This window comes from Lysinibacillus sp. NPDC098008 (assembly GCF_044760715.1).
Lineage (GTDB): Bacteria > Bacillota > Bacilli > Bacillales_A > Planococcaceae > Lysinibacillus.
In genome coordinates this window covers 45,036-69,326 of record NZ_JBIWBA010000015.1, presented here as the reverse complement: position 1 = coordinate 69,326, position 24,291 = coordinate 45,036, and the positions used below count along the sequence as shown (strand labels likewise).

At 39.7% G+C, this 24,291-nt stretch carries 21 protein-coding genes and 1 other RNA gene; 20 read left to right on the top strand and 2 right to left on the bottom strand.

What is annotated here, in order from left to right:
- The first annotated feature begins 8 nt into the window (after positions 1-8).
- Genes ACIQVU_RS13375 through ACIQVU_RS13365 form a run of 3 tightly spaced genes read left to right on the top strand, consistent with a single transcriptional unit; the run spans position 9 to position 1,723 of the window.
- Positions 9-737 carry a DnaD domain-containing protein gene (locus tag ACIQVU_RS13375; protein WP_340805269.1) on the top strand — a complete coding sequence of 243 codons (729 nt, stop codon included), beginning with the start codon at positions 9-11 and terminating at the stop codon, positions 735-737.
- A 12-nt stretch (positions 738-749) separates the two neighbouring features.
- The gene (gene nth / locus ACIQVU_RS13370; protein ID WP_402895945.1) at positions 750-1,412 is read left to right on the top strand and encodes an endonuclease III; all 663 of its coding nucleotides are present in this window, start codon (positions 750-752) and stop codon (positions 1,410-1,412) included.
- Positions 1,409-1,723 carry a YpoC family protein gene (locus tag ACIQVU_RS13365; protein WP_340805271.1) on the top strand — a complete coding sequence of 105 codons (315 nt, stop codon included), beginning with the start codon at positions 1,409-1,411 and terminating at the stop codon, positions 1,721-1,723. Before nth ends, ACIQVU_RS13365 begins: the two co-directional genes overlap by 4 nt.
- A gap of 147 nt (positions 1,724-1,870) precedes the next feature.
- Here ACIQVU_RS13365 and ACIQVU_RS13360 read toward each other — a convergent pair whose 3' ends face one another.
- Positions 1,871-4,543 carry a PBP1A family penicillin-binding protein gene (locus ACIQVU_RS13360; protein ID WP_340805272.1) on the bottom strand — a complete coding sequence of 891 codons (2,673 nt, stop codon included), beginning with the start codon at positions 4,541-4,543 and terminating at the stop codon, positions 1,871-1,873.
- Between the two features lie 3 nt (positions 4,544-4,546).
- Positions 4,547-5,188: a Holliday junction resolvase RecU gene (gene recU / locus ACIQVU_RS13355; RefSeq protein WP_402895942.1), complete on the bottom strand. Its 642-nt coding sequence runs from the start codon at positions 5,186-5,188 to the stop codon at positions 4,547-4,549.
- Between the two features lie 338 nt (positions 5,189-5,526).
- On the opposite strand from recU, the gene ACIQVU_RS13350 reads away from it, so the two are divergent.
- The 17 genes from ACIQVU_RS13350 (at position 5,527) to eutC (ending at position 24,287) form a co-directional block, all read left to right on the top strand.
- A complete protein-coding gene (locus ACIQVU_RS13350; protein ID WP_340805274.1) occupies positions 5,527-5,721 on the top strand; it encodes an endonuclease in 195 nt (64 codons plus the stop codon).
- 56 nt (positions 5,722-5,777) lie between these two features.
- Positions 5,778-6,161 (top strand): YppE family protein, encoded by a 384-nt coding sequence (locus tag ACIQVU_RS13345; RefSeq protein ID WP_402895940.1) that lies wholly within the window; start codon positions 5,778-5,780, stop codon positions 6,159-6,161.
- The gene (locus tag ACIQVU_RS13340) at positions 6,136-8,406 is read left to right on the top strand and encodes a DEAD/DEAH box helicase (RefSeq protein ID WP_340805276.1); all 2,271 of its coding nucleotides are present in this window, start codon (positions 6,136-6,138) and stop codon (positions 8,404-8,406) included. Before ACIQVU_RS13345 ends, ACIQVU_RS13340 begins: the two co-directional genes overlap by 26 nt.
- A 169-nt stretch (positions 8,407-8,575) precedes the next feature.
- A complete protein-coding gene (locus tag ACIQVU_RS13335) occupies positions 8,576-9,823 on the top strand; it encodes a ribonuclease H-like domain-containing protein (protein ID WP_402895938.1) in 1,248 nt (415 codons plus the stop codon).
- A gap of 121 nt (positions 9,824-9,944) precedes the next feature.
- Positions 9,945-10,262 carry a cell division regulator GpsB gene (gpsB, locus tag ACIQVU_RS13330; protein WP_340805278.1) on the top strand — a complete coding sequence of 106 codons (318 nt, stop codon included), beginning with the start codon at positions 9,945-9,947 and terminating at the stop codon, positions 10,260-10,262.
- Positions 10,263-10,322: 60 nt separating this feature from the next.
- Positions 10,323-10,703: RNase P RNA component class B (gene rnpB / locus ACIQVU_RS13325), an RNA gene on the top strand.
- A gap of 413 nt (positions 10,704-11,116) precedes the next feature.
- Positions 11,117-12,862: an EAL domain-containing protein gene (locus ACIQVU_RS13320; protein WP_340805279.1), complete on the top strand. Its 1,746-nt coding sequence runs from the start codon at positions 11,117-11,119 to the stop codon at positions 12,860-12,862.
- A gap of 4 nt (positions 12,863-12,866) precedes the next feature.
- A complete protein-coding gene (locus tag ACIQVU_RS13315; protein WP_340805280.1) occupies positions 12,867-14,003 on the top strand; it encodes a THUMP domain-containing class I SAM-dependent RNA methyltransferase in 1,137 nt (378 codons plus the stop codon).
- A gap of 85 nt (positions 14,004-14,088) precedes the next feature.
- A complete protein-coding gene (locus tag ACIQVU_RS13310) occupies positions 14,089-15,996 on the top strand; it encodes an ATP-dependent DNA helicase (RefSeq protein ID WP_402895935.1) in 1,908 nt (635 codons plus the stop codon).
- Between the two features lie 285 nt (positions 15,997-16,281).
- Positions 16,282-17,688, top strand: coding sequence for a sensor histidine kinase (locus ACIQVU_RS13305; protein ID WP_340805282.1), 1,407 nt, complete (start codon positions 16,282-16,284; stop codon positions 17,686-17,688).
- Positions 17,681-18,259: an ANTAR domain-containing response regulator gene (locus tag ACIQVU_RS13300; RefSeq protein ID WP_340805283.1), complete on the top strand. Its 579-nt coding sequence runs from the start codon at positions 17,681-17,683 to the stop codon at positions 18,257-18,259. The genes ACIQVU_RS13305 and ACIQVU_RS13300 overlap by 8 nt, the downstream gene beginning before the upstream one ends.
- Before the next feature lie 84 nt (positions 18,260-18,343).
- A complete protein-coding gene (gene eutH, locus ACIQVU_RS13295; RefSeq protein ID WP_402895933.1) occupies positions 18,344-19,591 on the top strand; it encodes an ethanolamine utilization protein EutH in 1,248 nt (415 codons plus the stop codon).
- A 21-nt stretch (positions 19,592-19,612) separates the two neighbouring features.
- A complete protein-coding gene (locus ACIQVU_RS13290; protein WP_274796475.1) occupies positions 19,613-19,954 on the top strand; it encodes a BMC domain-containing protein in 342 nt (113 codons plus the stop codon).
- Positions 19,955-19,964: 10 nt separating this feature from the next.
- Complete coding sequence (locus ACIQVU_RS13285; RefSeq protein ID WP_340805285.1) at positions 19,965-20,462, top strand: EutP/PduV family microcompartment system protein; 498 nt, start codon at positions 19,965-19,967, stop codon at positions 20,460-20,462.
- A gap of 19 nt (positions 20,463-20,481) precedes the next feature.
- Positions 20,482-21,903, top strand: a complete 1,422-nt coding sequence (locus ACIQVU_RS13280; RefSeq protein WP_402895930.1) for an ethanolamine ammonia-lyase reactivating factor EutA — start codon at positions 20,482-20,484, stop codon at positions 21,901-21,903.
- Between the two features lie 5 nt (positions 21,904-21,908).
- Positions 21,909-23,279 carry an ethanolamine ammonia-lyase subunit EutB gene (locus ACIQVU_RS13275; RefSeq protein ID WP_340805287.1) on the top strand — a complete coding sequence of 457 codons (1,371 nt, stop codon included), beginning with the start codon at positions 21,909-21,911 and terminating at the stop codon, positions 23,277-23,279.
- 9 nt (positions 23,280-23,288) lie between these two features.
- Positions 23,289-24,287 (top strand): ethanolamine ammonia-lyase subunit EutC, encoded by a 999-nt coding sequence (eutC, locus tag ACIQVU_RS13270; protein ID WP_402895927.1) that lies wholly within the window; start codon positions 23,289-23,291, stop codon positions 24,285-24,287.
- Positions 24,288-24,291 lie beyond the last annotated feature (4 nt).

Sequence of the window (24,291 nt, the reverse complement as noted above, 5' to 3'; positions counted from 1 at the left end):
GAGAAAATATGACCACAAATAATCATCGACTCCATACATGGACTGAACAACGAATGATTTCCATTCCACAGCTTTTTTTTCAGTTTTATAAGGAGTTAAATATCGAGGATGAAGAGGCGTTAATTGTGATGCATTTACTAGCCTTTCATATGGAGGGGAATGACTTTCCAACACCGAATGATTTAAAAAGTCGCCTGACAATGTCTGACAATGAGATTACAACACGTTTGCAGCGCTTAATGCAAAAGGGCTTTCTTGAAATTATGCGTGATGTGGATGCAGGTGGTAAGCTCTATGAAAAATATTCCGTTTATCCGCTTTGGGAGCGAATTATGCAGATGATGGATATGAAAGAGCAGCAAAAATCTGTAACGACACTTCAACAAGAAGAGGGCGAGCTATTTCGATTATTTGAGGAGGAAATGGGGCGTCTTTTATCTCCTTTAGAGCTTGAAAAAATAGGGCTTTGGCTTGATGAGGACAAGCACAGCCCAGCGCTTATTAAGGAGGCACTAAAGGAAGCGGTCTTTGCGGGAAAGCTTAGTATTCGTTATATTGACCGTATTTTATTGGAGTGGAAAAAGAAAAATATTACAACACCACAGGCCGCACAGAAGCAAAGTGAGCAGTTCCGTGAAAAGCAAACCTTTCATAGAATGCCAGCACGAGCAGCTTCACAAGAAACGCAGTCAACGGGTAAAGTGCCATTTTATAACTGGTTAGAAGAAAGAGAATAGGGGGCATCCAGTTTGTTAACGAAAAAACAGTGGGAGCATTGTCTAGCAGAGATGGATCGAATGTTTCCCAACGCACATTGTGAGCTTGTGCATGACAATGCCTTTGAGCTAACAATTGCGACATTATTATCTGCACAATGTACAGATGTGCTTGTCAATAAAGTAACGAAAACATTATTTCAAAAATATAAAACACCTGAGGATTATTTAGCTGTACCATTGGAGGAATTACAGCAGGATATTCGCTCAATCGGGCTTTATCGCAATAAGGCGAAAAATATTCAAGCTTTGTGTCAACGATTGCTAGATGAATATAATGGTGAAATTCCTGCAACAAGGGAAGCGCTTGTGACATTGCCCGGTGTAGGGCGTAAAACAGCGAATGTTGTGTTATCAGTAGCTTTTGATATTCCAGCATTAGCAGTCGATACGCATGTTGAGCGTGTATCAAAGCGTTTAGGGCTTTGTCGATGGAAGGATTCCGTGCTTGAAGTGGAAGAAACGATTATGAAAAAAACGCCGATGGAAAAATGGTCGAAAACGCATCATCAGCTTATTTTCTTTGGGCGTTATCATTGTAAGGCACAAAATCCGGGATGCAATGTCTGTCCGTTGCTTGATGATTGTCGTGAAGGGCAAAAGCGCTTAAAGAAAGGCTTGGTGAAGGAAGCGTGAATATGGAGGCAATTGCCAAGGATAAAGTAGATGCTTGGTTTGCACAATGGCTGACTTTGCAAGAGGCAATTCATGCAGCCCATAATGCTCGAAATGGTGCGGCAAAAGCATTAATGGAAGAAGCCATCGAGCTATTTGACCAGCTTGTACAAGCTGCAGGAGATGAGGTATTGCCGATTAATGGGGTTGAACGACTTGCCTTTATTAAAGCGAAGCCAGGTCAATATGCCTGCTATCGCCAGCTAGATGAACTATTTAAGGAAACAAAAAAGCGCATAGCACGCTTACGCATTCAAGCAACAAAAGGGTAGCTTTGACGAATAGAATGCGTAAAGTGCCGGATAGAGCGCAAAAAGTGACGGATAACATACACAAAGTGTCGGATAGAATCCCAAAAGTGATGGATAATTTAAAAAAGTCGAGCACATATTTTTTGGATATGTGTGCCCGACTTTTTATTATTCTGTGCTTTGCTCTTCTTCTGTTGGACTTAGCGGCTCAGTAGGAACTATTGGCTGCTGCTGAGTAGGATCAATCGGACCATTAGTATCTCCGCCGTTATTGCCGTTATTGCCATTATTTCCGTTATTGTTGCTATTATTATTGCCCTCGCCATTTTCACCATTCTCTATATCGGTTTCATTGCCATCCTCACCAGGATCTGTTGGCAGCTCAGTATCTGGCTCCTCTACTTCCTCTGGCTCTTCGACATCTGGTTCTTCCTCTGTTGTGCCGACGATTTGGAAGGAGGTTGTGCCAGGTTCACTGCGCGTACCGTCCACAATAGCGACAACAGAGATGGTGTAATTACCTTCTTCTAGTGTATTGCTTACCGTTAAGCCTTTGCTATCTGTTGTGCCAAGGATAATGGAGTCGCCACCTTCACGTGTAGCAGACACTTCAAATGAAGTTGGTAATGGCTCATCTGTTTCAGGGTCTAGCATTGCATCATGCTCCCAAGAAATATCAATAGACTGTCCTTCTAAGTCTAAGCTTGCCGTTACATTGTAAGGCGTAGATAATGATGGAGCCTCATAGACGCTAGATACCTCCGTTGGCTCAGTACCACGTACAAATAGCTCTGTTTGACGTAATTCATTTGGCGTATAATCACTCGCTAAACGCAGAGGATTAGAGCCTACTTCAATCGTTGCTTCTACAACTGTACTTGGCTTTTTAAAGCTTTCTGTTTCAACATTCGCTGAAATTTCTTGCATAATCGACTTAAATAAATTTTGCGGTAATCGACGCTCTTCCCATGTTGTAATAGGGTCAAAGTGTTTCTCATAGCCACTCCATATCGCAATGGAGTAGTTTGTTGTGTAGCCAGCAAACCATGAATCTGGCACACTTGTATTTGGTAAATTATACTTGCTAAAATCCTCTGCTGAGTAGTTTGTTGTACCTGTTTTACCTGCAATATCTAAGCCAGGTACATTTGCAGCAGTACCTGATGCATCAGGCTTATTGCCAACTACATCACGCAGCATATCTGTTACCATATAAGCTGTATAATCGCTCATTGCAACAGTAGGCTCAGGCTTGTAGTTTTTAGATGTTTTGCCATCACGATAGACAATTTTAGTAATGGCATGTGGGTCCGTATAGACTCCGTTGTTACCAAAGGCTGCATAAGAGGCTGCCATTTGAATAGGGGACATTGTAATCGCTCCACCGCCAATAGCATCAGATTCATATACATTATCTGTTTCAATGCCTAAACGGCCAATAAATTCCTTCGCTTTATCCGTACCAACCTCTTGCAATGCTTTAACGGCAGGTACGTTACGTGAAGCGTATAGCGCCTTACGAGCGGTAATAGCCCCCATATAGCGACCATCCCAGTTAGTAATAGTTTGCCTTGTTCCTGTGTACGTCATTGGCTCATCGACAAGTGTTTGACCTGTTGACCATTTTAAATATTCAATGGCTGGTCCGTAATCAATTAATGGCTTCATTGTTGAGCCGGGCTGATTTTTTGACAGATCATCTGCGTAGTTAAAGCCACGCTCTGCACCGTAATGACGACCACCACCAACAGCTTGAATTGCCCCTGTTTTTGTATCAATAACCGCAACACCTGATTGAATTTCTTCTGTTGGGAAGTTGCTATCATCATTCATTACATTTTCTACAACCTTTTGTGCTGCTGGATCAAGTGTTGTATAAACCTTAATTCCTTCTGCCATTGCAGTACCATCGCCATTTTCCTCTAGCTCATTAATTACAATATCAAGGAAGGCATCATATTTAGAGCCTGCAAATGATTGGCGTGTGGCATCGTCTGCTAAACCTGCTTGGACGTCTGCTTGCTGTGCTTCTTCCATTTCCGCTTTTGAAATTTTACCGTGCTGATGCATTAACCCTAGTACCGTATTACGACGTTTTTTCGCAAGCTCTGGATTTTTTAATGGATTATAAGCATTCGGGCGCTGTACTAAGCCTGCTAATAATGCTTCTTCTTCTAATGTTAAATCTTTTAATTCTTTGCCATAGAAATATTGAGCTGCTGTACCAAAGCCATAAATACGTCCTGACATCAGCATTTTATTAAAGTACATTTCAAAAATTTCTTCTTTTGAATATTTGCGCTCTAGCTGGAAGGCAAGCCAAGCTTCCTGTGCTTTACGCTTTAATTTCTTTTCATTTTGTAAAAATGAGTTTTTAACAACTTGCTGTGTTAGGGTAGATGCCCCTTGTGCACCGAAGCCATCTCGGAAGTTGGCAAGGATGGCCCCACCTAAACGATAAAAATCCATCCCGTGGTGCTCGAAAAAGCGTACATCTTCGGTTGCTAGAATCGCGTTAACCATATCTTCTGGTATATCTTCGTATTTTATATATTTACGGTTTTCAGCACCGATCGTTGCAAACAGTTCACCGTTTTTATCGTAGAACTCTGAAGAAACAGGGTCCTTCAATAATTCTTCATCAAGCTCTGGTGCCGTGCTAGCATAGTAGGCAAATAACCCAGCGCCTCCAAGTAAACCTACCACCACAATGGTACATAAAGTTAAGAAAATGCGCTTCAACCATGTTTTAGCAGTGGAGGCTGGTTTCTGTTTGTTCTTTTTATTTTTTTCAGCGAGAGCCTTTTGATGCTCTCCCCGTGTTCGACGACGTTCAGTCATTCTCTATTTCTCCTCACTTTCAGACTGGTAGCATTTTGCATCAATGAGCTGTTGGATAATGGGTAAATAATCGATACGTGGATAATAATTGGTTGGAATTTCATATGCCTCTTGCTCGATTGTCGACAAGGGTATCGATTTACGTTTACCATTTTCCATTGCTTTCCAGGCCTTTTGTAAAACTTGGTATGGCACAATAAAATATCGTTCATAGGCTGAAAAACGAACGATAATAAAAGCCACACCATGTTGTTCCGTCACTTGCTGCATATGGATCATTTGATGCGCGTGAATATTTTTTAATGGGAAACTTGTTTTGGAAGCTGTTTCCTTTGCATCAAAATCGATATAGTGCCCATTCCAAACGCCATTGTAGTCGGTTGTGGAAGGCGTTCTGAAGTAAGCCTCACGAATAACAGCAGCACTACGTGAAGGGTACTCTACTTTGACGATTTGTACAGGAACAGGTTTCTTATGAATAATTGCAAGCCGCCTTTTTATATAATAGTCGTTTGCTTCATTAATTTCATCTTCTAGCGTCTTTCCACGATTGCTAAAAGATAAATCTTTGTTGTTCTTTTTCTCTGCTTTCTGCACAGAAGGATTCGGGGTATACAATTTCCCGTTTGGATAACGAATTGTCATTTAGCTCACCCTCTATTATACTGCTTTTCTAGTCAATAGTTTACCATGTTTTAGTGGCTATTCTCTACTTCTATCAGTTAGACAATAATTTCATTTGCGTCGAAAAATCGCCAGCTCCTGTATTCCTCAAATCGTCAAAATACCAGATAATTTTAAACGTGAAATAGAGGTAGCTCCACATCTTTCAGTAAATAACGATTTTTTAGAATGCACATTCATGCCTAAAATTTTATCGAAAATTTTCTTCTTTCAACTAACTTACGCTTATTTTGTCATGCTTGAAGGTGATTTTATACATGCAAGGAATACTAAAGTAAAGCATAGGAGGAGGCGTTATATTGAACAAGTTAGAGCAATTAATTGCACAGTTAGAGCTGGTGAATCAGCTACTTTGCACGAGAGTGTCACTGGAAAGCAATGCACACTGTATGCATTTTTTTATGCAACTAAAAGCAGTTAGCCAGAAAGTAAGCTTAGCAGAAAAGAGCTGGCAAGTAAAGAATGCTTGTTCGCCTATTAGTAGTGAAAAATGATAGACTTTGGTACACTTATCTCATCAGCAATGAAAGGGAAGAGATGAGGTGCGAATATGTTAGTGTTGGAACAAACAACAAAGTTAATAGAGGAATGCGAGCAATGTGTGACACGCTTTTGGCAAATGCGCGAGGAGGATCGTACACCCGATTTTTATCAAGAGGTAAAGCCGTATGCAGATGAGCTTCACACGCTGTTAACAGAATGGCAGCAAGAAGCCAATCAATGGATACACAGGCACCAGCCCAAATATATGCACACACAGCAAATTGCTTCAGCAAAGGAAGCGATGGAGCAATTTGTTGTGCAATCCTTTTATAAAGAAACAAGTAAAAAACGTTTTTTAGATGCCATCCATTCTACCTCCTATACATTAAAAAACTTTGAACGCTTACTAAAGGAGGTCGTGCAGGATGCTATCGAAGAAACGAACGATTAGTGAGCTTTTAAATGAATGGCGCTATGATGAAGAATTAAAGGAGCGTATTTTACATTGGCAGACGCTTGAGGGGCGACCAGCCAAATATGCGCCTTTTCCAGAAAATCTACATCCATCTTTAAAGAGGGCATTGCAAAAAAGAGGGATTGAGCAGCTTTATACACATCAGCGAGAGGCTTTTGATTTAGCACAAAGCGGCTCTTCCTTTACAGCGGTAACACCGACAGCATCTGGTAAATCATATTGCTATCATTTACCAGTGCTACAAAAAATATTAGAGGATAACAATGCACGTGCCATTTATTTATTTCCAACAAAGGCATTGGCACAGGATCAAAAAAATGACTTAAATGAGCTGATTGAGCAAAGCGGTGAGGAAATTTTAAGCTACACGTATGATGGCGATACAGCTCCAGGGCTTCGTCAAAAGGTACGCAAGGCAGGACATATTGTAATGACGAACCCCGATATGCTACATTCAGGTATACTGCCACATCATACAAAATGGGTGTCCCTCTTTGAAAATTTGCAATATATCGTAATAGATGAGTTGCATACATATAAAGGTGTATTTGGTTCACATGTTGCGCACGTTATTCGCAGACTAAAGCGTATCTGTGAATTTTATGGCAGTCAGCCTGTGTTTATTTGTACATCAGCAACAATTAAAAATCCTCAGGAGCTTGCAGAGCTTTTAACAAATGAATCCCATCAGCTTATTGCTAAATCGGGCGCTCCTGTCGGTAAAAAAACCTTTTTATTTTATAACCCACCGATTATTCATAAAACATTTGGAGTGCGGAGAAGCGCTGTTTTAGAGGTGAGCGATTTAGCAAAAAGGCTTTATACGGCGGGCATTCAATCCATTATTTTTGCAAAAAGCCGCGTGCGCGTTGAGATGATTGTTACCTATTTAAAGGAGCTAACGCGCAATAAACTGCTGGATGAGTCTGTGCGTGGCTATCGAGGCGGCTATTTGCCATCTGAGCGACGCGCGATTGAAAAGGGCTTACGCGATGGAACAATTCAAACGGTTGTTAGTACAAATGCATTAGAATTAGGAGTCGATATTGGTCAATTACAGGCGTGTATTATGACAGGCTATCCAGGGAATATTGCCAGCGCTTGGCAGCAGGCAGGACGCGCAGGAAGAAGGCAGGATGAGGCATTAATTATTTATGTGGCACAATCGTCTGCACTCGATCAATATGTTGTCAATCATCCATTATTTTTACTTGGCAGTACACCTGAGGAGGCACGTATTTATCCTGAAAATATGCTTATTTTAATGGATCATTTAAAATGTGCAGCCTTTGAGCTACCATTTTCCATAGACGATACATATGGCGAATATGACATTCAGGAATTACTGGCCTATTTAGCAGAAGAAGGGATTGTCTTTAAAACAAGCGATAAATGGCATTGGATGAGTGATCGTTTCCCAGCTCATGATATTAGCCTGCGCTCCGCCTCACAGGAAAATGTAGTAATTATTGATATATCTACACCAGCGCAAACAAAGGTGATTGGTGAAATGGATCGTCATAGTGCGATGACATTATTACATGAGGAAGCGATTTATTTGCATCAAGGCATTCAGTTTCAAGTGGAGAAGCTGGATTGGGAGGAAAAGAAGGCCTATGTACGTGAGGTAGATGTTGATTACTATACAGATGCAAATCTTGCAGTAGAAATGAAGGTGCTAGAGGAAGATCGTAGCCGACACTACGTAGGCGGCACAATTAGCTTTGGCGATGTTGGCTTAGTCGCACAGGCAACCATTTTTAAAAAGATACGCTTTGGCACGCATGATAATATTGGGTCAGGGCCGATTCATTTGCCGCCAGATGAAATGCATACAAATGCGTCATGGCTATCCTTTGCAGCACCGGAAAAATGGACAGAGGAGGAGCTAACAGATGCTATGACAGGAGCAGCCTATGCAATGAATGCCTTTATACCATTATTTATCCAATGTGATAGCAGCGATGTTGCGGTTGTGCCTCAGGTCAAGGCAACCCATAATGAGCGTCCAACATTTTTTATTTATGATAAATATCCAGGTGGTATTGGGCTCAGTGAAAAGGTCTATGATTTATGGGAGGATTTATTAGCAAAGACACAGCAGCATGTTATAAATTGCCCTTGTGAATCAGGCTGTCCATCTTGCATTGGCGCACAGGACGCTGTATTAAGTGTCAAAAATAAAGTTGTGAAATTGCTTCAATTGCTAAACGCTTTTTAGTCGCGGGTAAATGTCCCTTTATCGCAGGTATTAGGCTACGCTTCACGCGTAAACATCCTCCCATCGCGGGTATTTGCTGTGATAGCGCGGGTAAGTGAATCGTTTGAATGCACCGAATAGTCATGGTAATCTTGCAAGAACTACTACATGCAGAAAAAGAGTGAATGCTATGTCTTACGAAAATAAAATACTACAAATGAAAAAAATGCTCGGTAAAAAATCAACGACTCAGCCAAAAATACAACAACCAGCCTATCAAAAGCCTGCAAAACCAAGCTATACAGAGCAATGGGAAAAGGCGGGGCTCACGGTTGTAGAAAATGATTTTGGCATTGTCTTTAAGCGACAGGTAAGCTATCCATTTTCGTATCAGCATGGTGATTATCAATTGCAATCCTTTTTGGATGCTGTGCAAAAGTGGCAGGCTGCGGACTTTGACCATCCTTATGCGCTTGATAGTGATGAACGTGTGCTGTTTTTTGATACAGAAACAACGGGCTTAAAGGGCGTGGGCACACATATTTTTTTGCTTGGCTTTTTAGAGGTAACAGCGGACAGCTTTATGCTGACGCAATATATTCTTGCTGATCCTGCCCATGAAGCAGCATTGCTGTTTGAATCCAAACTTTGGCAAAAAACGGCAACGGTTATTACGTATAATGGCAAAAGCTTTGATTGGCCACAGCTTGAAACGCGCTGGACATTGCATCAAAAAACATTACCAAAATTACGTACACAGCGACATATTGATTTATTGCATAGTTCGAAGCGTTTATGGAAAAATGATATGGAACGCTTAAAATTAAAAGCTGTGGAGGAAGAGAAGCTTGGCTTTTCCCGTGTGGGCGATATTCCTGGCTATCTCGCACCAATTATTTATTTAGATGCTGTGAAAAGTGGTATACCAGATGCCTTACTAAAGGTGCTGTATCATAATGAGTGGGATTTACTTTCATTAATTACGCTTTATAGTCACTCTACACATTTATTGTTTGAGGACAATCAGGAGGAATCGGCAAAAACCTTTACCAATATTGGGAAGTGGTATGGCGATTTAAAGGAAAGTACACAAAGTGTTAAAGTGTTAGAAAGGGTGACAGCGCAATTTAATGAGCTAGAGGCGGGCAATGCACACTATTATTTAGCGTTACAGCATAAGAAAAATAAACGCTATAGTGAAGCGATTGATGCTTTTGTGGCATCTCTCCATTTTGTGCAACCAAGAACAAAGTTGCATGCGCTTGAGCAGCTAGCCATACTTTATGAGCATCAAATGAAGGATTATGAGCAGGCCCTTTATTATACGCAAGAAGGCATACAATTAATCCAAAATAATGAGCAATGGAGAGTAGAACAAAAACAAAAATGGGCAATTTCCTGGGAAAAGCGATTACACAGATTAGGAAATAAGAAATAATTTCCTAGGTAAACGCAAGAAACGACAACTTTTGCCTTACAATTGGTGCTTTCAGACGATATAATGTGAGGAAGTATGGTATAATGAATTCGTGTATGTAGTGTGAGGAAGGGCGATGCAAATGGACATTAAATTAACGTCAAAAATGATCCTTGAAAAGGAATTTAAAAAGAATTTTAAAGGCTACAATGTGGAAGAAGTCGATTCTTTTCTTGATGAAATTATTCAAGATTATGAAACGTTTGAAAAAGTGGTGGCCCAACTACGTGAAGAAAATGGACAACTAAAAGAGGAAAATAGACAGCTAAAAGAAGAAATCGATAGTACACCAAAACGACAACCGATTGCATCGGCAGCGGCTGGTACAACGAATTTTGATATTTTAAAGCGTCTTTCTAATTTAGAAAAGCATGTATTTGGCAGTAAGCTCTATGAATAAATTTGTTCAATAATATTGTCTTTAATATAAAACTTTAGTATAATATTTTGTATCATCATGAAATTCTGGTAATCGCTGCGGCGCTAGACGTCGTAGAGGAAAGTCCATGCTCACACGGTTCTGAGATGACCGTAGTGTTCGTGCTTACTGAAAAAATAAGGTAAGGCAGCTATTATAGCTGACGGCGGAAGGAAAACCTAAGTCTTCGGATATGGTTGAAACTTCCTGAAAGTGCCACAGTGACGAAGCTTGCTTGGAAACTGGCAAGGTGGAACGAGGTAAACCCCACGAGTGAGAAACCCAAATTATGGTAGGGGCACTCTCTAGAAGGAATTGAACGGATAGAGGGACAGAGTTTGCTCTGTAGATAGATGATTACCACCTGATCGTACGAGGCATCAAGCTGTTTGAGTACCCAGGAACAAAACATGGCTTATGGAATTTTTTGATGCTTATCTACAAAATAACAAACGCTCTCCAATTCGGTGGAGAGCTTTTCTTTTGAGCTTATCTTGCTTCAATGGCTGTATCAACTCCCGCTGAGGTAAGATAGAACTTTGAGCGGATGTCACGGATTTGGCAGAGGCACTTTTCAAGTGAGTTCACAAAATCCGGCTACAATTATGCGAAGTATAATTGATAAGGAAAAGTAACCTCGTTAGTCAAGTCTTGGTATACGCGATACGTTTGAGAATAGGCAAAATGTTAGTCAAGCCCCTATCGCTACCTTCGAAGTCATAACACCTGAAGACGGTTATCGCATCATAATTTAAGATAAATTTGTATACATACGAGTTGGTCTACTGGAAATACCCTAATGAGGGGGAGTATAAAAAGATAGGATGGAGCGGGACATGAACGAAGTGAATAATTGGGAAAGTAAGGATGCATTCAGTTTGATTTCAAAATGCCCTACTACCTTAATCTTTAAAATCTTCGAAAATGTATCTGAAGGCATCATGATTACTGATGAAAATAAAAAAATAATAATGGTTAATCCTGCCTTTGAATTTGTAACAGGCTACACACGTGACGATGTTGTAGGAAAAACGCCAGCCGTTTTACAATCAGGTGTACATGAATTGCCATTTTATTTAAAAATGTGGGAACAGATACGACAAGAAGGTATTTGGCAAGGAGAAATATGGAATCGCCGTAAAACAGGGGATCTATATCCTGAATGGCTAACGATTATGCGCGTAACCGATGATAAGGGAGAGATTGTAAATTATTGTGGTATTTTCACAGATTTGTCTGAACGAAAAATTGTTGAAAATGAATTAGAAAAACGTTTGTTAACCGATTCATTAACAGATGTATCCAATCGATTTGCATATATTGAAAGAATGGATAGCCTGCTGGAATCAACGGCTACTGTTTCTCGTTCAGTACAGCATGCTGTTTATTTTTTAGATTTGGATCGCTTTAAGCAAATTAATGATACATTAGGTCATACTGTTGGGGATTTTCTTTTAACGGAAGTGGCGAAACGTTTAAAAAAGCTGCTGAAAAATAAAGATATTATCGCTCGATATGGCGGAGATGAGTTTGTTATTACATTAACAAATGTTAAAAATATAAAAGAAGCCGCAAAGTTCGCAGAGCAGATTATTCATACGATTGAACAGCCAATCAAGGTGAATAATCAAGAGATTTTTATTTCTACAAGTGTTGGCATTAGCATATATCCAACAGATGGGAAAAAAACTGAGGAACTGATTAATTGCGCGGATAAGGCTATGAGCTATTCAAAAAACAATGGCGTAAACGGCTATGCCTTCTATTTTGATGAACTGCATACAGATGCACAGCGTGTTTTATTGCTAGATACAGAGCTAAGAAAAGCGATTGAAAGCCGTGAGTTTGAGCTTTATTTTCAGCCTAAAGTTACAATACAAAATGAACAAATTCAAGGTTTAGAGGCACTTATTAGATGGAACAACGAGAGGCTAGGATTTGTATCCCCAGCAGAGTTTATCCCGTACGCAGAGGAAACGGGCTTAATTATTCCACTAAGTGAGGCCATTATTGAAAAAGCATGTGAGGCTGTTAGTGAAATGCAACAATACGGCTGGAAAATTCCAATAGCCATTAATATTTCGAGCATTCACTTTAAACAGCAAAACTTTTTAGAGTCTATACAAGTAATACTTGAACGCTATAATATGCCCGCGAGTAATTTTGAAATTGAAGTAACAGAGCGCACGGTGATGAATAGTGCGAATGAAACCGTCAGCAAGCTAGTGCGTTTAAAGCAATTAGGCTTTAAAATTTCTATCGATGATTTTGGCACAGGCTATTCATCTTTAAGCTATTTAGTGCGCTTCCCATTGGATTGTTTGAAAATTGATCGCAGCTTTATTCAGCATATTGGCTCACTCGCTGAAAAGCAGGCAGTGGTAGATGCCATTATTCAAATGGCTCATCGACTTAAAATGAAAGTTGTAGCAGAGGGTGTAGAACAAGCACAGCAAGTGGATATACTACGTAAAATGAACTGTGATATTATCCAAGGTTATTATTACAGCAAGCCATTACCAATAAACGAGCTTTTAGAGTTTATGGAGTATTGGGAAATTGAGCATCAAGGAAGGAAATAATCTTATGGCAAACTATCAATTAGTAGCTACAGCTGCAATGGGCTTAGAGGCAATTGTAGCACAAGAAGTTAAGGCACTTGGCTATGAAACAACCGTTGATAATGGCAAAGTATATTTTAATGGAGATGAAACAGCGATTGCGCGCACTAATTTATGGTTGCGTGTAGCAGATCGTGTCAAAATCGTTGTAGGACAATTTCCAGCAAAATCGTTTGAGCAATTATTTGAAAGTGTGAAAGCACTCCCTTGGGAAAAATATTTACCAGTGGATGCTGCCTTCCCAGTATCAGGGAAGTCCGTAAAATCGAAATTATTTAGTGTACCTGATTGTCAAGCCATTACCAAAAAAGCAATCGTTGAGCGAATGAAGCAGCATTATAAGCGTCTTGGCTTTTTAGACGAATCTGGTGCAACATATAAAATTGAGGTTTCAATTTTAAAAGATGTGGCGACACTAACAATTGATACATCTGGTGCTGGCTTGCATAAGCGTGGCTATCGTCAGGCACAGGGTGAAGCACCATTAAAGGAAACATTAGCAGCAGCGCTTGTACAAATCTCAAAATGGAATCCAAATCGTCCGTTTGTTGATCCGTTCTGCGGTTCTGGAACGATTGCATTGGAAGCGGCGATGCTTGGACAAAATATAGCACCAGGCTATAATCGTGAATTTATTTCAGAGCAATGGTCGTGGATGAAAGCTGCCATTTGGGATACTGTTCGTGATGAAGCTGAAAGTTTAGCAAATTACGATCAGCCATTAGAAATTATTGGCTCAGACATTGACCATCGCATGGTCAGCATTGCACAAGAAAATGCGATGGAAGCAGGCTTTGGTGAGTTGATTACGTTTAAGCAAATGCAGGCACGCGATTTTACCACGCAATTAACGGATGGTGTGATGATTGGGAATCCGCCATATGGAGAACGTATTGGTGATGTAGAAGTCGTAGAGCAGGTAATCCGTGATCTCGGTAAAGTGATGAAAAACTATCCAACTTGGTCTGTCTATATGCTATCTTCCATGAAAAATTTTGAAGAATTATATGGTCGACAAGCGACGAAAAAGCGGAAATTATTTAATGGCTTTATCGAAACAAATTATTATCAATTCTGGGGTCAAAAATCTAAAAGAGATTAACGAATACTAACGGAAGATAAGGTTTTTTCTTATCTTCCGTTTCGTCGCGTATAATAGGAACAGATTGTTAGAGGGGGAACATCAATTGCGTAAATCTTTACCATTTGCATTATCAAAGGATCGTTCGTTTTTTGAATCATTAGGTGATTGGATGGGCGATGTTCTTTATGACGAATTACCTGAAAAAGGCTTCGAATGCCGTGATGAACAAATATTTATGGCTTATCAAATTGAACAAGCACTGAAAGAAAAAAATGTGCTTTTTGCAGAAGCAGGTGTGGGTACTGGTAAAACGATTGCTTATTTGCTACCAGCTATTTCCTATGCACGCTACACAGGCAAGCCTGCACTTATTGCTTGTGCCGATGAAACTTTAATCGACCAGCTTGTGAAAGAGGGCGGCGATATTTATAAGCTTCAGCAAACATTAGGGCTCGATATTGATGTTCGTCTTGCAAAATCAAGAGATCAGTACTTATGCTTAAAACGTTTTGAGGAGGCAGAAAAAGTAGAAACAGATGAGTGGATCGATGATATTGCCTTTTCTATTCCTGACGGTGTCTATGCACAGGGCTCGATGATTGCTGTTCATCCATATGGGGAACGGAGCGATTATCCAACGGTGAGCGATGAAGATTGGCAAAAAGTCAACTACAACGCGATTATGCAATGCTCTGTTTGTGACCTTCGTAATCGCTGTGGGCAAACATTACATCGTGCCCATTATCGTAAATCTACAGATCTTGTTATTTGCTCACAAGACTTTTTAATGGAGCATTTAGCGACAAAAGAATCTCGTGAGCGTGAGGGGCAGCTTGCACTACTGCCTGAAGTATCAATGATTGTGCTAGATGAGGGACATCTATTAGAGTATGCGGCGCAAAAGGCAATGACTTATAAAGTGCAGGCAACAACGATTGTTAATTTATTAGAGCGCTTAATGGTGGATGGTGTGCGAGAGCGCACGCTATATGCAATGGAAAAGCTACAGGACGATCATGAGCTATTTTTTGACCAGGTACGTGATGATGTTGTGGCGTCCAATGAGGATCGTAAACGTATTAATAAATCAGCAACACTATTAGCATATGGTAAGCAGCTAATAGATGATGTTGAAGCATTGATGGAGGAATTTGTCTTTGAGTCAGAGATGTATATGATTCCTGAATATGAATTAAATATGGCAGAAGAATATTTAGAGCAATATGAGGCTTCCTTACGTATTTTTATTGCACAGGGCGATGCGGTGGACTGGTTAGAGGAAACAGATGGCGAGGAAACGCTTGTTATTATGCCTCGACTTATTACAGAAGTTTTAGCAGAAAAATTATTTTCTAAAAAGCTGCCAATTGTTTTTTCATCAGCAACATTAGCTGTCAATAAAGATTTCTCATATATTGCCTATAGTTTAGGGATTCGAGATTATCAATCATTTTCTGTCCCTTCGCCATTTGATTATGAAGAAGTGATGAAAATTTATTTACATGAACTTGCTCAAAACGACAAAGCAGCGCGTGTTCAGCAGCTTTTGCGCAATGGTGAAAAGACATTGATTTTATTTAAGTCAAAGCAGGCGATGTTAAACTTTAAGGAGCAATTGCCGTTGATGGAGCGTATGCATGTTGCATTTGAAGGAGATCGAGAGCTATCAGCTATTGTGCGAGATTTCCAGGAAGGAACGATTAAAACATTATGCTCCTATCATTTATGGGAAGGTTTAGATTTACCTGAGGAAGCTTTAACGCGTGTCATTATTTATGACCTGCCATTCCCACCACATGATCCATTATTTGATGCCAAGCGTACATTTGCAGAAAACCCATTTGAAGAGGTGGAGTTACCTTTTATGCAACTCCGCTTGCAGCAAGGGATGGGGCGTTTAATCCGCACCTCAAATGACCATGGTGATATTCATATTTTATTAAACGAAGAGGAACAAAAACAGCGGGCAGCCTTTGACAATATTTTAGCGGTTGTTCCAGAAATAAAGTAGTGAAAAAAGCAAGTTTGCCTAGAAAGCAAGCTTGCTTTTTTGTTATATTAAAATAACTAAATTCGTTCAGGTAAATAATGTTATTTTTAAGAAGGTGTTGAATATTTCTCTTTTAAACTATATAGTTGTTAGTTGTGTAATGAATTTTGATAAAATAAAATGTTTTTTGTATTGAAAATGATTTCACAAAAGGTTTATAATGATGACAAGAATTTTTTAAGAATAGTCATATTGTTGGTTAGCTATTCTTTGATAGGGGGCTTAATCCTGTCGAACGTTCAATCATTGTGTAGAAAATATACAAATCTATCAGCAGCAGATATTGAGAAGTTACTTGAACTAGAAGCTACATTAGCGTACTATGCTGAGCTGACGGATTGTTATATGTTCATCGATTGTATGTTAGAAAATTTACCACATGCAATTGTTGTGGCAGAGGCATTCCCAAAGAAGGAAATTGGTTTATACGAAAAATCTGTTATTGGAAAATTCGTATTTGAAAGCTTTGAACCAGCCGTCTTCGCTGCGTTTAAGCATAAAGAAAAGTCATCCATCTCCAGAGCTGTAACACAGGAGGGCATCACGGTAGAGCAGTATGTTGTGCCAATCTTGAATGTGCAGCAGCAAGTGATTGCAGTGTTAATTCAGGAAAAAATGGTGAAGATGCAAACAACACCAAAGGATGATTTTCACAATATGCCCTTTGCCTTAATTGAGCATATTGTAGAGCCAAATTCTCAGCCGATGCCAGTTGTATCAGATTTATTGGTAGAGTCGATTATTTTAACAAATCATGAAAACAAAGTGATTTATAGTAATCCTGCAGGCTATCGATTCATTTCTGAGCTATCAGGATTGGAAAACTTTGATAATGTTGCATTGGATAAAATGTTACCGTTTTTACAAGAAGTCTATGATCAAGGCGACGATGTCTTTTTCCTAGAAATTACGATTGAGCGTAAATCCTTTATTGTCAAGAAAATTCCAATTCGCAGTCAACATGATAAAGTTACACTGCTAATTATTCATGATCTTACAGAGCTAAAGCTGAAGGAAAATGAACTGATGATGAAAACATTTGCGATACGGGAAATTCACCATCGTGTGAAAAATAATCTGCAAACGGTAACAAGCCTACTACGCTTGCAAATGCGAAATGACTCATCTGCTGCGAATGCAAGTGCTTTTCAAGAGGCATTAAATCGAATATATAGTATTTCATCTGTTTATGAGCTTATTTTAGAAAATGAGGATAACGCCGAAGAGAAGGTAGATGTTATCGCATTAGCTAAAAAAATTGGTCATAAAATGATTGGTACATCCAATACAGCCACAATTCAACTAGCCTTTCAGCATGATAATATGCAGCTATTTTGTCATTCGAAAAAGGCAGTATCGCTTGCACTCATTATTTGTGAGCTATTGCAAAATGCATTAAAGTATGCATTTATCGGTCGCAAGGAAGGAACGATTGATATTCAATTTATGCAGGAAGATTGCAATATTGTGCTTCATATTTCTGACAACGGCGTTGGAATGCAAGAAGTGAAGGCATCTTTCGGTATGGAGATAATCACAAGGCTTGTGGAATATGATTTAGCTGGCTCATTTTCAATTATCCCTAGTGAAGAAGGTACACACACTCAAATTCAGTTTCCTGTAAGTGAGGAGGTATTTATCGTAAATGGCTAGGAAAGTTATGATTGTCGAAGATGAATCACTGATTGCAATTGATTTAAAGTTTATGCTAGAAGATAATGGCTACGAGGTCGTAGCGCAAGCAAATAATGGCGAAGCTGCCATTGAGCTAGCCTTTTTGCATAAGCCACAGTTAATTTTAATGGATATTAAAATGCCTAAGCTGGACGGCTTAAAGGCAAGTAAAATTATTGAACAACAGCTTGGTATACCTGTTCTTTTCATCTCAGCGTATAGTGAGAAAGAATTGTTGCTATATATGAAACAAGATAATATATTAGGCTATGTAATGAAACCGTTTTCCGAAAAAAATGTGTTGCCTGTATTAGAGGTTGCATTCCATCAAATTGATAAATTCAACCGACTCAATGGAGAGCTTTTACATAAGGAAACACAATTAGAAAAGCGAAAAGTCATCGAACGCGCAAAGGGCTTGCTGATGCAGGCTGAAAATATAAGCGAGGACGAGGCTTATCGTAAAATTCGCAATGAAAGTATGCAAACACAGCAGGAAATGGTGCATATCGCCAAACAAATTATTCATACCTTACAAGTCAATAGTTGAAGCAAAGGCGCTTTAAAGAGATTTTTTCTTTAAAGTGCCTTTTTTTATATATATTAATTCATTAAAAAAGGGGTGATGAGTAGGATGGCAATGATAGGAACGGTTATCGTTTATATTATTATGATTTGTGCAGTTTTAGGGGCAATTGGAGCAATCCGAGATGCTGAGTATGGCATTGGTAAAGAATTTATGAATGGTATACATACAGTTGGGCATATTTTTGTCCCTGCAGCAGGAATCATGGCAGCTATACCTTACTTAACATGGTTTATTAGTCATTTTATTAGTCCGATTTTTGAATTTATTGGTGCAGACCCCGCGATTGCAGCGACAACCATTTTAGCTTCGGATATGGGTGGTTACCAATTAGCCAATGCTTTAAAAGAGTCCTATGAGGGATGGGTGATGGCTCTTGTTGTTGGCTTTATGTCAGGTGCTACCATTGTTTTCTCCATTCCAATGGGGCTTGCGATGCTAGACAAGCGTGATCATAAATATATGGCACTAGGCATTATGGCTGGTGTATTAACAATTCCGATTGGTGCATTTATTTCATCGGTTATGATCGTGCTATTTAACACGGAAGTCCGTGAAGTGATTAGTACAACAGAGGCTCCAGCATATGTATTTGCGATTTCAATTTTACAAATATTAATTAATTTATTGCCTTTATTTATTTTTGTTATTTTAATCGCATTAGGCTTAAAGCTTGTGCCAAATGCAATGATTACAGGCTTTATGCTGTTTGGACGCATTATGGATGCGGGGATTAAGCTTGTCCTTGTTTTCTCAATTGTTGAAATTTTTACAGGTCTTTTTACCAAGATTTTTGGTGTATGGGGCTTCGATCCGATTATGGCTGATGAGATCGATCAATTCCGTGCATTGGAAACAGCAGGCTATATCGGGATTATGCTAGCGGGAGCCTTCCCAATGGTGTATTTAATCCGAAAATATGCTTCGAAACCGCTTGAGGCTGCTGGTAAAAAATTAGGCTTATCCTCAGTAGGAAGTGCTGGAATTTTAGCAACTGTTGCCAATATTTTAGCAATGTTTACACTTGTACGCCAAATGCCACCAAAGGATAAAGTTATTAATATTGCATTTGGAGTATGTGCGGCATTTTTATTAGGCGACCATTTATCATTTACAGCTAACTTCCAGCCAACAATTATTTTACCTGTAATTGCTGGTAAGTTTTTAGCAGGTGTGATTGCGATTATTTTAGCGTATAAGCTATCTGTTCCAACGGCTTTAAAGCTAGAAATTGAAGATCGCAAGGCAGGCATTATTAAAGAGGGCGAATATTTAACAGATCAAAAATCTGAATAAAGAAGGGCAAGGTGATAGCAGGTGAGTGAAGAAAAGAAACGGTTTATTCAGGAGTTTGTGCCGGGGAAGCAGCTAACATTAAGTCATTTAATTGCCAATCCTGATCCTGACATGTTTCAAAAGCTTGGCATACAAGAAGCAGGTGCGCTTGGTATTATGACCTGTACGCCAAGTGAAACGGTTATTATCGCAGGAGATTTAGCGACAAAGGCTGCCAATGTCAAATTAGGCTTTTTAGATCGTTTTACAGGCAGTCTTGTTATTGTTGGCAGTGTGTCAGAGGTGGAAATGGCAATGCTAGAAATTAATCGTTTTTTATCTGAGGTATTAGGCTATACACCATCGAAAATAACGAAGTCATAGGATGTGTCATATGAAAAATCGAGTAATGATAATAGGTGGTGTACAGGCAGGAAAGTCAACATTGATGAATACCTTGCTAGGCAAAGAAAGCACAGCCAATAAAACACAGGCACTCGTTTATGATGACTGGATTGTTGATACACCGGGTGAATATATTGAAAACCCTATGTATTACAGAAATATTATGGCAACATCATTGGAAGTGACACATGTTATTTATTTACAGGATGCAACATCAGCTAAAAGCGTGTTTCCACCGCAATTTAGCTTAGGCATCCCTAAAATCCAAATAGGCGTGATTACGAAAATTGATGCACCAAATGCAGATGTTGAACGGGCAACTGAGTTACTAAAAAATGTCATCACGCAAGGTGCTATTGTCAAAACCTCTTCATGGAAAAAGCAGGGCGTGGAGTTTATAGCGCCGCTTATCCAGCTTCGTACTAATGAGGAAATTCGTCAATATGTCAAGGATTGCGATAGTCCGTATCTCATGTATTACCCATAGTGGTGAGAGGAGGCATAGGGTGAAAACTGAAAAAATATATAGTGCAGGCATTGATATTGGAACAAGCACCACAAAAATGGTTGTCAGTCGTTTTCTATTAAAAAATGTGGCAGGCGTTACACATGTGCCAAGAATTGAAATTATTGAGAAAACAGTGTTGCATCAAAGTCCTATTATTAAAACACCGTTTCTAAATAAAGACATGATTGATATGCAAAAAATTGAAGCATTTATTTTTCAGCAATATCAATTGGCACAAATTGCACCAACAGATATTTCAACAGGAGCCATTATTATTACAGGTGAATCTGCCACAAAGGAAAATGCACGTGAGGTTGTTCATACGATTGCAGATGGCGCTGGTCATTTTTTAGTTGCTACCGCGGGACCTGATTTAGAGAGCATTATTGCTGCAAAAGGTGCAGGTACATTACAGCAATCAAAGAATTCATCCAAAGTCATTGCCAATATTGATATTGGCGGAGGCACTGCCAATATTGCGGTGATGCAGTTTGGCGAAGTAATTGGTACTTGCACCTTGCATGTTGGTGGTAGATTGATTGAGTTTCAGGCTGGCAAAATTCAATCAATCTCTCCACCGCTCATGCGATTGATGGAAAAATGGCCTCAGCCGTTAGCTGTTGGTGATTCAGCAGAGGATGTGCGAGTGTCACAATGTGTGGAAGAAATGGTTAAGACACTTGCCATGATTTTACACGGTCAATGTCAGGATGAAGGGCATCCATTATTGCTAGGGCATTTACCAAACTGGCATAAACCAGTAGATGCTATCGTCTTTTCTGGTGGTGTAGCTTCCTGCATTTATGAAAATGACTGCACACAGCGTCAATATGATGATCTTGGTGAGAAATTAGCGAAGATGCTGCTACAGCATGAACAGCTCCAATCATTTTTATGGTTACAGCCAAAGGAAACAGCACGTGCCACAGTAACAGGTGCTGGCACACAAACAACTGACATTAGCGGAGCAACAATTCAAGTGGATGCCGAGGTGTTACCGTTAAAAAATGTACCTGTCTTCAACTGTCATATAGATGCATCAATAGACTTTCACACGACAGTGAAGACAGCCGTAGAGCGGGCAGATGATTTATTTACCATACAGGATAATCGTTCACCATTTGCCCTCTATTTTAGTGAATTGCCTTATTTGAGCTTTCAGGATGTCCAGACATTGTGTCAGGCGATTTTGCAGCATTTGGCAATAAAATGCTCCAAGGACATACCAATTATCATAGTCATTCAATCAGATTATGCAAAAATTATTGGTCAAACGATACAGGCAATTGATCCTACAGTGCCAATACTTTGCATCGATCAAATTAAAGTGGATACAGGCGATTATATCGACATTGGAGAGGTTCTGCCATCTGGCGTTGTACCTGTTGTTGTCAAAACACTTGCCTTCCACTCAAAGTAAGGAGGATGAATGTGAATCTATCGGTGATATTTGGTGGAGAAAAATATAATTTTCAATCATTAAAAGATGTAATGGCAAAGGCCAATGAAGAAAAATCAGGTGATCAGCTAGCAGGCATTGCTGCTGAATCCGTACAGCAACGCATTGCCGCAAAGGCTGTGCTCAGTGAGCTATTAGTAAAAGATATTCGAGAAAATCCATTAGTGCCAAAGGAAAATGATGAGGTTTCACGCATTATTGAAGGTGATGTGAATGAACAAATCTATGGCGAAATTAAAAACTGGAGCATTGAGCAGCTCCGAGAGTATATTTTATCGAATGACACAGGTGATCGTGAGCTAAAGCGTTTAAGCAAAGGCATGAATTCTGAAATTATTGCGGCTGTCACAAAGCTGATGTCTAATTTAGACCTTGTTCATGCTGCCAATAAAGTGGAAATTTTATCAACCTGTAATATTACGATTGGGCAAAAGGGGACATTGTCTTCAAGGCTCCAGCCAAACCATCCAACAGACAATATTGATGGCATTATTGCTTCGCTAAAGGAAGGGCTATCCTACGGTATTGGTGATGCTGTTATTGGCATTAACCCTGTGGATGATTCTGTTGAAAGTGTTAAAAAGGTGTTGACTGCGACAAAGGAATTTATCAATGAATGGTCGATTCCTACGCAAAACTGTGTATTGGCACATATTACAACACAGATGAAGGCAATTAAGCAGGGCGCACCCGCAGATATGATTTTCCAAAGTATTGCTGGTACTGAAATTGCGAACCGTTCGTTCGGTATTTCTGCGGATTTAATTCGTGAAGCAGAGGAGCTTATTAAAAAGCAAGGGACAGGAACAGGTCCAAACCTCTTTTATTTTGAAACAGGACAAGGCTCAGAGCTATCGGCAGAGGCTCATATGGGCATTGACCAAGTAACACTAGAATCTCGCAATTATGGCTTTGCAAGACATTTTAATCCTTATATTGTCAATACAGTTGTTGGCTTTATCGGTCCAGAGTATTTATACAATAATAAACAAGTGATTCGAGCAGGTCTAGAAGATCATTTTATGGGTAAGATGCATGGCATTCCAATGGGTGTGGATATTTGCTATACGAACCATATTAAGGCAGACCAAAATGATATTGAGGATTTAAGCGTGCTATTAACAGCAGCAGGCGTCAACTTTATTATTGCTGCACCGATGGGTGATGATGTGATGCTCAATTATCAATCCATGAGCTTCCATGATGTGGCTACATTACTCCAAACATTTGGTAAAAAACCAGCACCAGAATACTTAGCATGGTTAGAGAAAATGGGCATTTATGAAAATGGTCGACTTTCAGCAAGAGCTGGTGATTTATCTATTTTTGAAAGGTAGGTGAGTCGAGTGAATGAACAAATAGTATCGATGATTACGCAGCTTGTCATGGAAAAAATGGCGCAAAGTGCAGATAGTCAAGCAGCTAAAGCAACGGCTGCTCCAACAGCACAGCCACTTATTCAATTTTATGATAAGCCAGCGAACTCGCAGCACAGTATAACAGAGCCTGAAGCAGCAGCATCCGAACCATTAATTAAGCTATATCAGCATGGGCAGCTCCATACAGCGTCTACAACGCTTGAGCAGCCATTACCAGAAGCTGCACCAGCGCAGCCATTTCAATTTGATACAGCGCCATTGAATGATAGTGTGCAGGCAGCCCAAAAAAACACACCTGCGCGAATTGGTGTAGGCAGGGCAGGAACACGACCAAAAACAAAAACATGGTTAAAATTCCGACTCGATCATGCAGCAGCAGTGGATGCCGTATATGGTGAAGTATCGGAGGAGCTACTACAAAAGCTGAATGTGTTTCAAGTAACAACAAAAGTGATAGATAAAGAGGAATATATTACAAGACCTGATTTAGGTCGTCGCTTATCGGATGAAGCAAAAGCATTGATTCAGCAAAAATGTAAAGCGCAGCCCACTGTACAAATTATTATTTCCAATGGCTTAAGTGCCAGTGCCATTGAGGAAAATGTACAAGACGTTTACCTAGCCCTTCAGCAAAGCTTAAACAATTTAAATATTGATATGGGGACAACGTTCTATATTGATAAAGGGCGTGTTGCCTTAATGGATGAAATTGGTGAGGTATTACAGCCAGATGTCGTTGTTTATTTAATTGGTGAGCGTCCTGGTCTTGTATCGGCTGAATCCATGAGCGCGTACTTATGCTATAAGCCAAGAATTGGCACGGTGGAGGCGGAGCGCATGGTTATTTCCAATATCCATAAAGGTGGTATTCCGCCATTAGAGGCTGGCGCTTATCTTGGAACAGTCGTACAAAAAATCTTGCATTATCAGGCAAGTGGTGTAGAGCTTGTCGCAAAAGAAGGTTAGGGGG